General features: G+C 61.0%; 22 protein-coding genes. 12 read left to right on the top strand and 10 right to left on the bottom strand.

Features of this window, described 5'->3' with window-relative positions:
* Complete coding sequence (locus V3B64_RS01870) at positions 1-438, bottom strand: DUF3693 domain-containing protein (protein WP_329913511.1); 438 nt, start codon at positions 436-438, stop codon at positions 1-3.
* Between the two features lie 127 nt (positions 439-565).
* The gene (locus tag V3B64_RS01865; RefSeq protein WP_329913510.1) at positions 566-1,273 is read right to left on the bottom strand and encodes a hypothetical protein; all 708 of its coding nucleotides are present in this window, start codon (positions 1,271-1,273) and stop codon (positions 566-568) included.
* Positions 1,274-1,311: 38 nt separating this feature from the next.
* On the opposite strand from V3B64_RS01865, the gene V3B64_RS01860 reads away from it, so the two are divergent.
* From V3B64_RS01860 to V3B64_RS01810, 11 genes are all read left to right on the top strand, one after another.
* Positions 1,312-1,587 carry a hypothetical protein gene (locus tag V3B64_RS01860; protein WP_329913509.1) on the top strand — a complete coding sequence of 92 codons (276 nt, stop codon included), beginning with the start codon at positions 1,312-1,314 and terminating at the stop codon, positions 1,585-1,587.
* 70 nt (positions 1,588-1,657) lie between these two features.
* Entirely contained in the window at positions 1,658-2,269 is a 612-nt protein-coding gene (locus V3B64_RS01855; protein ID WP_329913508.1) for a hypothetical protein, read from the top strand.
* The gene (locus V3B64_RS01850) at positions 2,269-3,357 is read left to right on the top strand and encodes a replication initiation factor domain-containing protein (RefSeq protein ID WP_329913507.1); all 1,089 of its coding nucleotides are present in this window, start codon (positions 2,269-2,271) and stop codon (positions 3,355-3,357) included. Before V3B64_RS01855 ends, V3B64_RS01850 begins: the two co-directional genes overlap by 1 nt.
* Before the next feature lie 6 nt (positions 3,358-3,363).
* A complete protein-coding gene (locus V3B64_RS01845; protein ID WP_049450729.1) occupies positions 3,364-3,666 on the top strand; it encodes a single-stranded DNA-binding protein in 303 nt (100 codons plus the stop codon).
* A gap of 81 nt (positions 3,667-3,747) precedes the next feature.
* Positions 3,748-3,927, top strand: a complete 180-nt coding sequence (locus V3B64_RS01840; RefSeq protein ID WP_258011534.1) for a hypothetical protein — start codon at positions 3,748-3,750, stop codon at positions 3,925-3,927.
* A gap of 47 nt (positions 3,928-3,974) precedes the next feature.
* Positions 3,975-4,109, top strand: coding sequence for a capsid protein (locus V3B64_RS01835; protein WP_329913506.1), 135 nt, complete (start codon positions 3,975-3,977; stop codon positions 4,107-4,109).
* Between the two features lie 50 nt (positions 4,110-4,159).
* Positions 4,160-4,297: a hypothetical protein gene (locus V3B64_RS01830; RefSeq protein ID WP_329913505.1), complete on the top strand. Its 138-nt coding sequence runs from the start codon at positions 4,160-4,162 to the stop codon at positions 4,295-4,297.
* Between the two features lie 9 nt (positions 4,298-4,306).
* Positions 4,307-4,576: a hypothetical protein gene (locus tag V3B64_RS01825; protein WP_329913504.1), complete on the top strand. Its 270-nt coding sequence runs from the start codon at positions 4,307-4,309 to the stop codon at positions 4,574-4,576.
* 1,020 nt (positions 4,577-5,596) lie between these two features.
* Positions 5,597-5,995, top strand: a complete 399-nt coding sequence (locus tag V3B64_RS01820; RefSeq protein ID WP_329913503.1) for a hypothetical protein — start codon at positions 5,597-5,599, stop codon at positions 5,993-5,995.
* 4 nt (positions 5,996-5,999) lie between these two features.
* Positions 6,000-7,295, top strand: coding sequence for a zonular occludens toxin domain-containing protein (locus V3B64_RS01815; RefSeq protein ID WP_329913502.1), 1,296 nt, complete (start codon positions 6,000-6,002; stop codon positions 7,293-7,295).
* 89 nt (positions 7,296-7,384) lie between these two features.
* Positions 7,385-7,870, top strand: a complete 486-nt coding sequence (locus V3B64_RS01810) for a hypothetical protein (protein WP_329913501.1) — start codon at positions 7,385-7,387, stop codon at positions 7,868-7,870.
* Positions 7,871-7,913: 43 nt separating this feature from the next.
* Here V3B64_RS01810 and V3B64_RS01805 read toward each other — a convergent pair whose 3' ends face one another.
* Positions 7,914-8,237 carry a DUF3653 domain-containing protein gene (locus V3B64_RS01805; RefSeq protein ID WP_329913500.1) on the bottom strand — a complete coding sequence of 108 codons (324 nt, stop codon included), beginning with the start codon at positions 8,235-8,237 and terminating at the stop codon, positions 7,914-7,916.
* A 205-nt stretch (positions 8,238-8,442) separates the two neighbouring features.
* Here V3B64_RS01805 and V3B64_RS01800 point away from each other — a divergent pair, with 205 nt between their 5' ends.
* Complete coding sequence (locus V3B64_RS01800) at positions 8,443-8,823, top strand: DUF3653 domain-containing protein (RefSeq protein WP_329913499.1); 381 nt, start codon at positions 8,443-8,445, stop codon at positions 8,821-8,823.
* A gap of 35 nt (positions 8,824-8,858) precedes the next feature.
* Here the strand turns inward: V3B64_RS01800 and V3B64_RS01795 are convergent, their stop codons facing one another.
* The 7 genes from V3B64_RS01795 to V3B64_RS01765 form a co-directional block, all read right to left on the bottom strand.
* Positions 8,859-9,284, bottom strand: a complete 426-nt coding sequence (locus V3B64_RS01795; RefSeq protein WP_329913498.1) for a hypothetical protein — start codon at positions 9,282-9,284, stop codon at positions 8,859-8,861.
* 20 nt (positions 9,285-9,304) lie between these two features.
* Complete coding sequence (locus tag V3B64_RS01790; RefSeq protein ID WP_329913497.1) at positions 9,305-9,991, bottom strand: TraX family protein; 687 nt, start codon at positions 9,989-9,991, stop codon at positions 9,305-9,307.
* Complete coding sequence (locus tag V3B64_RS01785) at positions 9,988-11,172, bottom strand: zonular occludens toxin domain-containing protein (protein WP_329913496.1); 1,185 nt, start codon at positions 11,170-11,172, stop codon at positions 9,988-9,990. The genes V3B64_RS01790 and V3B64_RS01785 overlap by 4 nt, the downstream gene beginning before the upstream one ends.
* Positions 11,169-11,480 carry a DUF2523 family protein gene (locus tag V3B64_RS01780; RefSeq protein WP_329913495.1) on the bottom strand — a complete coding sequence of 104 codons (312 nt, stop codon included), beginning with the start codon at positions 11,478-11,480 and terminating at the stop codon, positions 11,169-11,171. Before V3B64_RS01780 ends, V3B64_RS01785 begins: the two co-directional genes overlap by 4 nt.
* Positions 11,481-11,488: 8 nt before the next feature.
* On the bottom strand, positions 11,489-12,775 hold the full coding sequence (locus tag V3B64_RS01775) for a virulence factor TspB C-terminal domain-related protein (RefSeq protein WP_329913494.1): 1,287 nt from the start codon (positions 12,773-12,775) through the stop codon (positions 11,489-11,491).
* Between the two features lie 229 nt (positions 12,776-13,004).
* Positions 13,005-13,247: a hypothetical protein gene (locus V3B64_RS01770; protein WP_329913493.1), complete on the bottom strand. Its 243-nt coding sequence runs from the start codon at positions 13,245-13,247 to the stop codon at positions 13,005-13,007.
* A 240-nt stretch (positions 13,248-13,487) separates the two neighbouring features.
* On the bottom strand, positions 13,488-13,784 hold the full coding sequence (locus V3B64_RS01765) for a hypothetical protein (protein WP_107432616.1): 297 nt from the start codon (positions 13,782-13,784) through the stop codon (positions 13,488-13,490).
* Between the last annotated feature and the right edge of the window lie 84 nt (positions 13,785-13,868).

The following is a 13,868-nucleotide window of genomic DNA, read 5'->3' as shown; positions in this document are numbered from 1 at the left end:
TCAGGGATCTGAGGACTGGGGAGGCTCTGGCTTCTTGGGTAGCGATCTTGCCTGTAACATAATATACATACTGCCGCCGCCAGAGTCGCTAAAGCTCTGAATTTGAACGGGATTTGCGCGTGCGACGCTTGGTGCTGCGACGACTACCAGCATCAACACTGCCGCCGCCGCGCTGAGTCTGTCCAGGACTGAACGCCACACCTTTCGCTCGACCGGGGATGTCGCGCGTTCTGCGTGTATCTGTGCCATCCACATCGGTCCGTCCAGCTTTGCCATCTCGCATAGCTGCGCAATTCGCTCATCCGGCACCGGATACAGCTCTTTCCGCCATCCGCTGATCACGGCCCGGGTGATTCCCAGTCGTTGGCTCAAAACGTTGTCGGACGGGATGTTTGCGGCTTCCCGCACCCGGTCCAGTAGTTCGGCAGTAGCTGACATGTCTTGAATTCCCTTGACAGCGGTGTATGGCCCCAACTATACATGCGGCCGTGTGTAGATATTTCTATACACCCCGCCACCGGCACCCCAAGGCTGTTGGCGGGTTCTCTTGGGACTAGGGGAGGGGCTAATGATCGACAAGGGAAGGATCAGCAGGAGCGAGCTCCGCCCGGCGTTCGGCAATTTCGGCATTCAACGCCAGCTCCAGACGTCCGGCCTCTTCCCGGAACTCAAGCAGGGAGGACAAGAGCCCATCGAGAAGCCCCTTCCAAGAATCCTCGCCAAAGCTCTCCTTGGATCTCATAAGCGCATCTTTTCCATTCCGAACAATCATCACAGTGAGCTCCATGTCACCCATGATCGATTGCGCTTCCTCGGATACCAATGCGAAGTCCTCGGTCGACCACACGAGCGTTTCCAGCATATGCGCGAGCGCTTCGCATTTAGCCACGAAGAAGTCGAAACCCATTTCCTCGAACTTTTCATCATCACCGACCGCGATAAACGCGCTGTGCTGCCGCGTCGCCCTGTAGGCACGTGCAACGAGAACTTTAACCCGCCTCTCAAACCCCTCCATGTCCCGTCGCTGCCTCGCCGCCTCCTCGGAACGCGCTCGATCAGCCGCTGTCTTGGCAATGCGATTGGCTGTGTAGCCAATCCCAAGCGTAGCCAGAGCTGCGATCCAATCTGCAAGACTTCCAGAATCCAGAACGCCTGTGCCGGCGTCACGCCATACGTAAAAGCCCCACGCAATTCCAGCACCCGCCATTGCGGAGACGCACGACAAGGCGACCGCACGAATCAACCCCGCATTGAGTCGATACCCCTTCCCCATATCCCTCTCCTTTGCACGTCCATGGCGGGGATTCTGTCATGACCCAACCTGTTCTGGCCCTCGCGTTGCTCGGGGCGGTCGTGGCCATTTCCATCGGCTGCGCTCGCATCGTTTCGTGGTTGCTCGACCGGCATGACTACATCGCCTCGCGGAAGTCGTGCGAAGCCGCCTTCGTCGCCCAGGCACGTGCCGACCTGGCCGCAACCGTCTGGACCCCGGAGCACGAAACCCTCTATCAGGCAGAAATCGCCGCCACCAAGCGCGGCGATCTACTGGCCGCCGCCCGCTTCGCCGAAAGGCAGGAGGCGCTGTGATTTTCCTCATTCCGGTTCTTGTCGTTGCGTTCGTTGCATGGATCGGCTGGTGCCGTAGAGGGCCTTTCGAATGAGCCAGGTTGCCGCCCTTTTCGTCCGTCGTGACTCGATCTACAAGGCAATGCCTGGCATTGATGCGTTCGACTTCGACCGCAACGCGTTGAGCTTTGCCGGAGGCATGCCGGTAGTAGCCCATCCCCCTTGTCGGTCATGGGGCCGTCTTCGTGCCTTCGTCACCCCAGCACCTGGCGAGCGCGACTTGGCCATGTTCGCCGTCGCGCAAGTGCGGAAGTGGGGCGGGGCACTGGAGCATCCAGCCGGTTCGACATTGTGGGCAGCAGCCGGCCTGCCGGCACCTGGCCAGCGTGATGAGTTCGGTGGCTGGACCTTGCCGATTCTCCAGAGCGCCTGGGGACACCGCGCCGACAAACCGACCTGGATCTACATCGTCGGCATTGAGCCTGGTGATCTGCCGGCGATGCCCCTGCGTCTCGGTCGATCCACCCACGTCATCGCCCAGGGGCGGACCCGCAAGGACGGCACACGCATTCGCAAGGGTGATGCCGAATGGCGCCCTGAGGTCACCAAGGCTGAGCGCGAACACACGCCGGCTGCGTTGGCAGCCTGGCTGGTTGACCTGGCCCGGCTTTGCTCGCGGGTTGAGCAGCGGAGGGCTGCGTGATGGCCAGCGAGTTGGGACTCCCCTCGTCTAACAGGGGAGTCAGTGAATTCAGGAACGCCGATGGAACCCTGACGGTCGGCATTGACTGGTTTTCCGCTTCCATCGACATGTTGGAAACCCTTCGACAGGTCGGCTTCCTTGATGGCGACTCGTATGAAGATATTCGGCAGTGGATCGACTTGACCGGCGACAACGCCCGCGTCGTGGCGCTCCAGGTGTTCTGCTGGTTCTTCGCAGGCCTTGGCCTTGAACTGGACGAAACGGCGAGCCCTGGCCGCTTCTATCAGTGGCGAATCAAGATCATCAACGCTGCCAAAGAGTTCGTGGGGATGATCGAGCTGGGTGGCGAGCATTGCCGTCGCGCAGATGGCACGTACACCGTCCGCATCGAACTTACAGGCGATGGATGCAAGGCCATTGGCGCAGCGCGCTGCGGCCATGCGAAGCGGTGGCTGGAGCTTCGAGCGAAGCTCGAAAGCTGCGCCGGAAGAATCACCCGTGTGGACGTGTGCGCCGACGACCTGGTCGGGAACTACCCGCTGCGGCTGGCACAGACCTGGTACAACCAGGGCGAATTCGACAACCGCGGCCAGCGCCCCAAGGCACAGACGATTGACGATCACGATAGCGGTGACGGCAAGACGTTCTATGTCGGCGGTAAGAAGTCAGAAAAGCAGCTGCGCGTCTATGAGAAGGGCAGAGAACAGGGCGACAAGACCTCACCATGGGTGCGCTATGAGGCCCAGTTCCGTGCGTCCAACCGCAAGGAACTTCCCTTGGACATTCTGCGTGACCCCGCGTCCTACCTGCTTGGCGCGTATCCGGTGCTGCACTTCCTCGATTGCGTCGCCACACGCATCGATATCACCAAGGCCGCAGTTGAAGCGACCTGGAAGAGCGCCCGCCGACATTTCCGACGCCAGTACGGCGCGCTCTTGAACTTCATTTCAAAGAACTGCCCGGACGATCAGTCACTACGGGCGGTCATCGAATCCTGCACCTCGCCAAAGCTGCCGAGGTGGGTCACAGGCGACACAGCAGCGCATTGGCCCGAAATCGCGGCCGTACAACGAACCCAAGAGGGGTAACAGCACATGAGCATCAAGGTCACCGTCCTGAAGAACGAAATTGACGAACGCGGCGGTAGCTTCAAGAACGACGCCGGCGAGAACGTCGAGTACACCACCCGCAAGCAGAAGGGCAAGCTGGAAACGGGCGGTTTCGCCTATCCGTTCGACGTGCGCCTGGACAAGGGCCAGCCTGGCTACCCCGAGGGCGAATACGAGCTGGACGTGGAATCCATGATCCAGGTCAACAAGGGCGTCGCAACGCTGAGCAAGTTCACCGTACTGCGCCAGCCGCAGAAGGCCGCACCACGCGTGGCGGCACAGGGCTAAGCCGTGGCCATGTGCGTGACTCTGACCCCTGAGGGGACGCTCGTACCCACCGGGGAGCCTGCATCGCAGTGTGGTGGCTACGTGCTTGTGTCAGGGGCTGAGCACGCACAGGCCTCGATTCTCATCGAGCTTTTCCAGTGGCCGGAGCCGGAAGTGGCCGCTGGCTGGTTCTCGGGGGTGTTCACCCTGGTACTTGCACTGAACGTGCTGGGCTACGTGGTGGGCGCCGTCGTGAAGTCGGTCAGTACAGAACGGGATTGACCACCCCACCCAACGCGCATATCGCGCATCACAGAAGGAGTAGTGCAATGGATTTCGACAGCATCCTGACCGGCCTTGCCGCCACCAGCGCCGTTACCGCGATCATCGGCGCCGGCGCCATCAAGGCCGCACCTGGCTTTGCTCGCTGGGCAACCAACAAGGTCGCGAACTTCTTCCGCTGATCGCGGAAGAGTCACAACGGGGAGGGGCTGGGCAACCGGCCCCGATTCCTATGCACGTACAGCCCGATGACGCCAGCACCGAAGAGAGCCAGGACGACTGGTGTCCTGAGTGCGGCGGTGATGACGTGATCGTGTTGGACGACGGCAACTTGTGGTGTTCCGAGTGCCGGACCGTCATCGACTACTAAGGGGATGCGATGGATTTCAGCGGGGTTTTTCTCGGGCTTTCGGTCGCACAGGCAGTAGCTGCAATCGTGGGTGCCGGAACTGTCCTGGCGCTTCCGCTATTTGGCCGGTGGTGTGTCGAGAAGATCTCGGGTTTCTTTGAGGATCGCGAAGACCTGGACGCCGATGAGCACGCTGACGACGAGGCCGGCGAAGTGGAGGACACAGTGTGCGGTGAAGCCGGCCACGACTATGACGGCGGCGAGTGCGTGTACTGCGGCGCGCCAGAAAGGGAGGATTGAGGATGCTCGTATGTATGGTCTTTGCGTTCATTGGCGGCCTTGCCGGCCACGCTGTCTCCTTGGCATTCAATGAGGCAAGCCAGTGAAGACTGTCGTCAGGGTTCTTGGGCTGCTGCTGACGCTATTGGCGTCAATGTCTGCTCATGCTGCTATGTACCCAGATCAGGGTGCGGCTTATGCAGCATGCGCTCGGGATACAGCTGCAGGCCCTTCCTATTGGCAGCCCATGCGTTGCAACGGGGCTCCTAGCAATGACGGCTCTGGCTGGTACGACGCATGGGATCGCACCGGCCGCAGCGTGGGCTGGGGTCTATATAGCTGGGGCAAGGGAACCAGCTGCAGCAGTCGCCCGGAGCAAACGGGATGGAAGGGCAGCGGAGAAAACGGAATGGGTAGCGTCTGCCATGACGGCTGCACCTATGAAGGGTCGTTGTACGCCGGGTCACCGGTGGGCCGCTTGTTCGCGCCTAGCGGCCAGGCATGCACCGAGAACGATCATCCGAAGCCAACTACTCCTGACCCGGGCGAAGGCGATGGCGGCGGGGACGGTGGAACAGACCCGGGCGGTGGAGACGGCGGCGGTGATGGCGGAACCAATCCGGGGGGAGGGGATGGTGGGGGACCGGGCGGCGGTGATGGCGGTGGCGACGGTGGAGGTACCGATCCAGGTGGTGGAACCGGTCCGGGTCCGGGACCGGGCAATGGCGAAGGCGGCGACGGGGGCGGGGCAGGGCCCACGACAGGACGTCTGTACAAGAAATCGGACAAGACTGTTGCCAAGGTTCTCGCCGAGTTCAAGGCAGGCATTGAAGGTGCCCCGATCCTGTCAAAGGTCAAGGGATTCTTCGGGAGCTGCACTGGTGGTGGCTCATGCCCAACCGCTACCTGGGACGGTGGCGAATACGCCGGCAAGTTCGATCTGAGTAGCTTGTGTAGCGGTCCGCTGTTGCAGCTGTTCCAGTACGCCGGCTTTGTGTTTCTCGCAGGAATGGGCGTTGTTGCTCTGAGGTGGGCATTGCTATGAAGCGCAAACACCTGGTTGTGCTGGCCGCGGCCCTAGCCGTGCTGGCCCTATCGGCGTCCTGGGCTTACGCCGATGGTGTAGGTCCGGTGACTGCGGTTACAGCCTGGGCCAAAGAGCAGATCACATCGCTGTGGGCAGATTTCACCGACTTCATGACGGACCTGCAGACGGACTTCATTGAGCTGGTGCTGTCCTACGTCAAGGCTTTGGTCTACCTGATCCCAGCACCAGACTTCCTGTCTCAGATGAGCTTCTGCGCGATGCTCAGCGCGGCAGGTCCGTGGACGGCTTTCATCGTGGCTCAGCTGCGCGTTGGCGAGGCCATAGCGCTGCTTACGGCGGCACTGGTCTTCCGGCTCGTGCGCGTGTTCCTGACCCTATTCCAGTGGACGTAACGACATGATTTTCGGTCACGAAGGACTGCCGCGGAGCGGCAAGAGCTACGAAGCGGTGCTGCATCACATCCTGCCAGCTCTACGCGCCAAGCGGCATGTGTATGTGCGGTTGAATGGGGTAGGGGACAACCTCGACAAGATCGCCGCGCACCTGGAAATGCCAGAAGAAGAGGTGCGCAGTCTCGTGCACGTGATGGGCGACAGGGAGGTTGTGGAATGGTGCGTGTGCGACACTGACAATGACGGCGGGGTTACCTTTCCCTACATCGAGAAGCACGCCCTGGTCGTGATCGATGAGGCGCACGAGTACTGGCCAACCAATCGGGCGAACCTCCCAGAACGCGCGGCTAATTTCTTTGCAAAACACGGCCATATCAGCCTGGACATGGTGATCATCTCGCAGGACTGCAAAGACCTGCACAGGCTCATTATTCGCCGCATGGCGAAGAAGAACACGTACACCAAGCTCGACGCTCTTGGAGCAGACAACCGCTACTCGGTCAGGTTCTACGCCGCCACCGGTACCGGCAAGTACGAGACGGTCGGCACCGAGACCCGGAAGTACGATCCGGCTATCTGGGAGCTGTACCACGGCGTTCAACCTGGCATCGAAAGCAATGATGTCTACAAGGGCAACACCCGCACGCTGTGGAAGACCTTGCGGGCACCCTCAATATTTATGGGCCTGGCTTTGATTCTGGGTGTCTATATGCTCGGCCGGTTCTTCTTCTCGGGCGGGGATTCAACGGGCACAGCTGGCAAGGTGAAAGAGGCCGTGGCTTCGCAGAAGGCGGCTATACCAGCAATGGGCCATGCACCTGGAGCGCAACCTGTAACGGTGGTCACCAAGGTTGCCGAGGCACCCAAGCAGAAAGAGGCACTTCCAGCCGGCGTGCAGTACATCCTGGATATGGCAGTTCAAGCCAGGGCGCGGCACGCAGGCTGGTACGGACACCGCGATATTGTCGAGTTCCGGGCATTGGGCGGTGGCCAGGTGCTTGACCGGTTCACAACTGAGCAGCTTTGGGCGCTGGGATGGTCCGTCAAACGGACGGAGTTCGGCGTACTGCTGTCGGCGAAGGGGCACGAGATCATCGCGACGACCTGGCCCGTTGATCCGTTCGGCGAACAATCCGAGTCAACCACCGAGCGCATAAGGGCTGCGGCGGGGTCGCCTGTGACGAGCGTGAGCGAGACACAGCCGACCACCGCCGCTGCGAACGGGAGCACCCTGATTGCAGTGGGTAAGAGGCCGATGGGCACGTTCCCCGAGACGCCGCCATATCCGGCTAGCTTCTGAATCCACGGCTGCTGACTGTTCCGTACGTTTCGATGTACGCTCTTCACTCCGATATCCGTCATTACTGCGCCGGGCGTTGAGGGTACTTGGTGAGGCTTCCCGACAATCTCTCTCTAATGGGTTTTGACGTCCCGGTTCAAGACTCTTCAACGTCAGCCTGGACTAAGGAGGACATTGCGGAGGCACTGCTCAACTCCGCGTGCGAGCTTTTTCAGCGCGGTGGCCACGCGGTTGCGGTCTGGCACCTGGCAGCCGCTGCTGAAGAAATCTTCGGAGCAGTCCTTCAGCACCGGGGGGAGTCGTCGGATCGTGCGATCACAAAGCTTGCCAATAGGCTGACGGCCAAGATTCCCGGAATCGATGCCACTGATGTCTACAACTTCGTTTACGAGGGGAAACGAGCGATCAAACATTACAATCGGCCAAACGAGGCGGTTGTGATTGCCGAAACTGATCAAGTTGTCTATACGCTAGCGATGGCTCTTCTTAATAGAGTCGCAACTGGTGTTCCTGTCAGCAGGCCCATGTGGCTGGTGCTGGATTGGTTGCTCAGAAGGGATCTCGAAAGGGAGTGAGCGCGTACCCGGGGTGTAGGGGCAGCGCCCCTACGGAAGCGCCTCACACGCGCTGGCTTGGTCTCGGCCCCGGTATAGAGAGAGCGCCCGCAACAGGATCGGCGTCAGGGCCAGCCATCACCGTGGTAGACCTCTTTGCGCGACGTTGAGCAACCTCGGCCAGGTCAACGATGCCCGCACGCCCGAATGGCCGTTTCTGACCGCCTCGGGCGATCTCCATCATTCGACGCCATTCCTGCGCCTGTGCGGCCAGCAGGGACAGCCACGCAAGGTCCTGCGGTTCCAACTCGCGGCCTTCGGGTGTGACCAGTCGGCCGCCCTTAAACGAAAAACCGGCCCAAGGGCCGGTCAGGTTGCGATCACGCACGATCAGGCTCCATGCCAGAGTAGATGCCGGGGCAGCGGCAAGAGACGTGCCAGCCATCCCCGGATTGCCTTGAACATAATATACATTATGCGAAATCATGGATCGGCCGAATCCGAGCCTTCGTCTCTTCCGCGTGGCAATGGCTGGGCCTCTGGCTCGGCTCTTGCCTGCGTCCTGGGACCCCGGCCAAGGATGAGATCGCGGCATGATTGAGTTCGACCCGCACCACCGTATTGACTTGACCGGCCCTTGGGCCGGTTTTTCTTTCCTGGGCGACCGTCTGATTACGCCCGAGGGCCGTGAACTGCTGCCTGAGGATCTGGCCTGGCTGTCGCTCACTGCCTGCCAGGCGCAGGAATGGCGCCGGATGATGGAAGCTGCCCGCTCGGCACCGTCGATCGACAGTTCCAGGAATGTGCGCAGTCGCGACGCCGGCATTCGCCATCATCCTGCCACTGTCGTCAATCTCCGGGATGTGGTGAGCAGACGCAAAGAGCGTTCTGCGGTGATGATGGCTGGCCCTGACGCCGAGCCGCCAGCAGCAATCCTGCCGGTATCGGGGCCGAAACGTCGCGAGCGCGTGTGAGGCGTTTCCGTAGGGGCGCAGCCCCTACACCCCTGTCACTGCTCGCGGCAGCGCTGCCAGCCGCCTGCGGGAGAAGAAACCTGCTCCCATCCGTTGGGGAGCTTTCGGAAGGCCTGGCCGCCAATGCAGGCGAGTCCGGAGCGCTTGGAAGCGTCAGACCCGAGCGAAGGAAGCCCGACGACGCTATCGGAAGGACCAGGACGACCGGCGCGGCGCGCCTCATCTGAAAGTACGCGGGCTTCAAGGTGCTCGCAGTACGTCTTTACGCCCGGATGTGGGTGGTTCGGCCAGGCCAATTCGTGACAATTGAGCGGCGTGGTGGTCTTTGACATCGAGTTGTAAGCAGGCTTCGGGGCAGCAGGGAGAGGCTTCGGTTTGGGACCGGTAGCCGACTGCAGCTGCGCTGCGGCGGGCAGAGTGAATGCCAGCAGCGCGAAAAGAAGGCCAGCGCGGATATCCATACCCTACCCCTGTCAAATAGTCACCCGCCGACTATAGCCGCAAGCACAACCAAAAGCGCCAGGTGGCCCACGTAGTACACGTAGAAGGCCCTGCCAGCTCGCGGGATGCGTGCGGAGAGTTCTCCCAGGGTCATCACAGGCAAGGCCAGCAACGCCCAAGCGTTGCCGTTGTAGAGGCACAGCAGGCCCATGCATGCCCATACCCAGATCGGCAGCACCAGGTAGAGCCGCTGCCGGCGCCAGTCCCAAGAGCCCAGCAGGAAGTGCATGCGTCTTCCATGATTCTTGAACCACGCCCAGGCCGCCAAAACGAGCCATACGCCGGGCCAAGCGTAGTCCAGGACAACCGGAGCAACGATGCACAGGAGCGCAACAAGCGCCCACTGGCGGCGTTCCAAAGCCCAAATGCAGGCAGCCGCGGCAGCGAACGTGAGCAGTACGTTGAGTGGCAGTGCCTGGCCGAATGCCAGCACAGCCGCGGGAGTGGCAACCAGGCCCCAAAAAACTAGGCGACGCGCTGACTTCCCCGCATCAGCGCCAGACTGAGCAAGGTTGTAAGCCATGACCAGGGCGAACACGGGGAACGCAACACGACCGAGCTGGGAGACGCCTGGCACGTGACCAATGCCGAAGACAGTCATGATGTGATCGCCGGTCATCAGCACCAGGGCGAGCCATTTGAGCAATTCACGACCGCCACTGGTCATAGCCGATTCTCCCCGGGTGGACTGGTCAGGTAGGTGGCCGACTGTTGCTGAGGCGACTCGGGAAAAGTGCCCATGGCACGGGGCTGACGCTCGACAGCAACGCCCTGCCCGCGCTGCTCAATCTGATCGAGAGCGCGATTCATCTGCGTATTGGCATCCACAAGCCTGTTCTCGCGCCGAGGTAGATAGGGCTCGTATTGGCCGCGCCGTGCAACATAGCGGCAGGTCGGTTCGTCCAGGTCGTAACGACTACCCTGCTCCGTCACGCAATTGCAGCTGGGTTCGTCGTGCCCACCGAGACCATTCTCGCCACCGAGCGACGACATACAGAACACGCGAGGCGGCTCGCTGGGAACGCTCAGCGCGTCGTCATAAACGGGCGCGCTCCAGGGTTGCGACGGGACACGCGGTAGGAACTTGTCGACGTACTCCTTGAGCGGTTGTGCCGACTTTGCCGCCACCGCTCCGCCCGCCGTCGCTAACGCTCCGTCGCGCGGAGCGCTGACGCCACTGGCACCACCTGGTGCGGGAAGGTCGCCGCCGCCCATGCGCTTGTCCATCCGCCCGAACGCGACGTACAGCATCACCACCGCAGCCACAATCAAGATCGGAAGCGCGATGTAGTACCAAGGGATTTTGCGCTCGGTGGTATCGAGTTCGGTGGACTTATACATGCCCATCGGACGCTTCGGCAGCGTCTTGCGCTTGATCGTCAAAGGCGTGGCCTTCTCAGCCCGTGCCTCGAACTTGTCGAACTCGCGCAGATGAACGAACTTCGTTCCGAAGCGGCGACGCACATGTACGTGGCGCTCAATCAGATCATGTACGAACTGATCGCACTGCTTGTCGGGGGATTGGCTTACGAAGATGAAGTCCAAGCCTTTATGCCGATGCTTGGCAAGTTGCTCCACATGATGCGGCACCTTCGCACCGGCTGGCCGCTTCGGGAGCATGCCATGCTCATACGCCTCATCGACCAGGGCGACCGCGCCATCAGGCAGGAAGCTCGGCCAGTCGCGGAACTGCTCCGGCGTCATTTCTAGAACGCCAGTCTTCGCATAGTCAAACTCGCGAATGTTGCACGCGTACACGATGCGGCCCTGGTCTTTGAACTCAAGCAGGCGCTCGATGGCATGGAGTGTCTTGCCATGCCCTGGCTGGCCGGTATACCAGTAGATCATGAGCCCGCTCCCAGCTGGTCAGCGACAGCCTTGGGTACGATGAAGACCTTCCAAGCCATGCGGACCGTCAGCGCCGAAAGGATCATTGAGAAGGAAATACCGACACCCAGGTAAGAGAGCATCTGCATTGCAGGGCCGTCCAGCCCACCAATGAACTGCATCACGAACTCCTTAAGCTTCGGCAGCAGCGCATTGAACGTGACAGTGGTCAGGCCGAATGCTGCGAGCATCTTGCCAAGCATGCCCGCAGCGGCATCCTTAAGCTTGCCAACGAGCGACGTTGTCGCATCTATGATCCAGTCAGACACCATGCCCATCAGAAGACCCGTCCCATAAGGATTTGAATTGCCGTGTATGCACCGAAGATCAAGATCAAGGCGCGGAAGATCGCTGCGATTCGACAGAAATAGGGGAACTCGGAAGCGCTTACGGTTTTGCCCATAATCGTGATCGCCGGAGGCTCAGGGCATGTGCCGCCACCACCGAACATATTGCTCGTGTCGAGGTTGCTCGTTGAAAGCCCGATGCCCCACTTCTTGGCGCTGGCAACGTCGGCTGCGCCGTCACCAATCGGCGTCACGTCTCCCCTGCCCTCCAGTACATCGGCCACACCATTGCCGTTGGCGTCTCCGTTCGTGCCGCCCTGCCCAGGCGTGTCCTGCTTTGAGGCGAGCTTCTCCACCGCGCAGGCAGAACGCCATTGCATCAGCAGCTGGGTGTACTCCATCGCATTGCACTTCTCGCCAGTACAGGTAGGCATCCCCGCTTGCGAGCAATGGCCGCCGCTGATGTTGTTGTTGCGCCGGGTGTTGCAGTCGATCCGCCACTGAATCCGTGCCTGACCACACATGATTGGCGACCCACTACATGACGGAGGCGATTCGCATGTGTCGCCACCGGAGAAGCTCTCCGGATCGTCGGCGTCCGGCTGGCCGTCGTTGTTCTTATCCTTCTTGCAGGTCCCATCGGCGCCGCGCACCTCGCCCTGGGCGCACTGACCATCGCCAGGGATGCAGCTGCCGAGCGGGCTGCGAATCATGCCAGATGGACACTCGTTGTCTTCCTTCTTGCATGAGCCGGCAACGAGGGCCATGCCGTCCGGGCAAGGCTTCTCTTCCGCGCAGGCATTGCCGACCTTCACCTTCCCCTGGGGACACTCAGGCTCAACAGGCTGACATACGCCAAGGGCACCATTCCACACCATGTTTCTGCCCTGGGCTGCGCAATCGGGCTTCTTGTCGCAAATTTTTCCCGTGCGCGAATAGGTCGTGGTGTCGTCGCCATTATCGCGATAGGTGACCTCGCAACCGCCCATGCAACGGGTGGAGCCAGACGGCGGGAAGAATGGCGTTACCTTCCCAGGCTGAGCGCTGCAATCCTGATAGTAGTCAGTGCTGACCGCAGCACCTGTCCACGGCGTAGTGCTGCCATTGTGTCGCTTGGCAATGTACTCCCCGTGGAACCGACCAACGGTGCCGCTAGCGTTACGCTTCTCAAGAACGCATCGCCGCTCAATGATCTGAACCCAGTTATCCCACGGCAACGGATCATATGCCTCGCACTCAGCACGTGCCTGTTCCATGTTGCAATATGGCTCAGTCATGCCGCACTTGATGGGGCCTCGCGCCTGCGCAACGGTTGGAACAACAAGACCTGCAACGCCGGTCACCAGGGCGAGCAAAAGTAGGCATGCACGGACCATCACACGCCCTCGAACGCGATCCAGCATGCGCCGCAGAAGGCAACAATTACGAAGTACCCCATGACACTTCTCCCTAACAAAAAGGGGGCGAGCGTTTCCGCGCACCCCCGTGAGTGAACTTGCGCCCCGATCAACCCTTGGCGGCGCGCTTGGTGAAGGCCCACACCACCAGGATGCCCAGCAGCAGGGCGATGGCACCGATCACGAGTGCCATGTCCGGGCCGCCCTTGGAAATCTCGCCAGCGATGGCTGCGCCGGGCGAGCTGCTGCCCGATGCCAGGGCTGCACCCGATGCAACCAGCGCACCGGCACCTGCGCTGATCTTGGTGAAGGTGGAAGCGCCAAAACGGCGCAGGGTGTTCATATGCTTCATTGCGGTTTCCTCATCATCAGTAGACCCCTATGCGCGCAGCGCGGAATACGAGGCGCGCCTTCAACCCAATCGCCCAAGACATAACAATCGCTCCTGCAACGAGGGTTCCATCGGCCAAATCCAGGGGAGGCAGAATTGGCTGGTGGTATGGCATCCAGACCGGCACCGAACACGTGCCGTCCTGCTGCACGTTCTCAGCAGCGCAACCGACCACGTAGAGGGGTGCCGGGCCGGACATGATCAGGCCGCCTTGTTAGCGGGCTGCGGCTTGACGCCCTCGGGCTCAACCAACGTCATGCGGCGAGCCAGCTCGGTACCGAAGCGACCCGGCACCAAGTCAGTGACAACGTCCCATTCCTTCACCGCGCCGACCGGGTAACCCTTGTCCAGGCCGTCGACTTCAACTTCGATCTGGATGCGCATGGCCTCGGTCTCGAGCGTTGCACGCTGGCTGTAGATCGGCTTCTGCATGCCCTTGCTGGTGGTGACAGTGCGGGTCTCGACAGCGCTATTGATCGTGATCTTGGGAGCTTTCATTTCGTTTCCTCGTTCGGGTCTGTGTGTGATTTCGTCGTTTCGGCTTCGGCAAATTTCGGGCGGTACTGTGGGGTCAAGCTAAGT

Origin of the sequence: Stenotrophomonas sp. SMYL86 (genome assembly GCF_036320025.1) — a bacterium.
Taxonomy (GTDB): domain Bacteria; phylum Pseudomonadota; class Gammaproteobacteria; order Xanthomonadales; family Xanthomonadaceae; genus Stenotrophomonas; species Stenotrophomonas maltophilia_A.
This window is presented reverse-complemented; position numbering and strand designations above follow the sequence as displayed.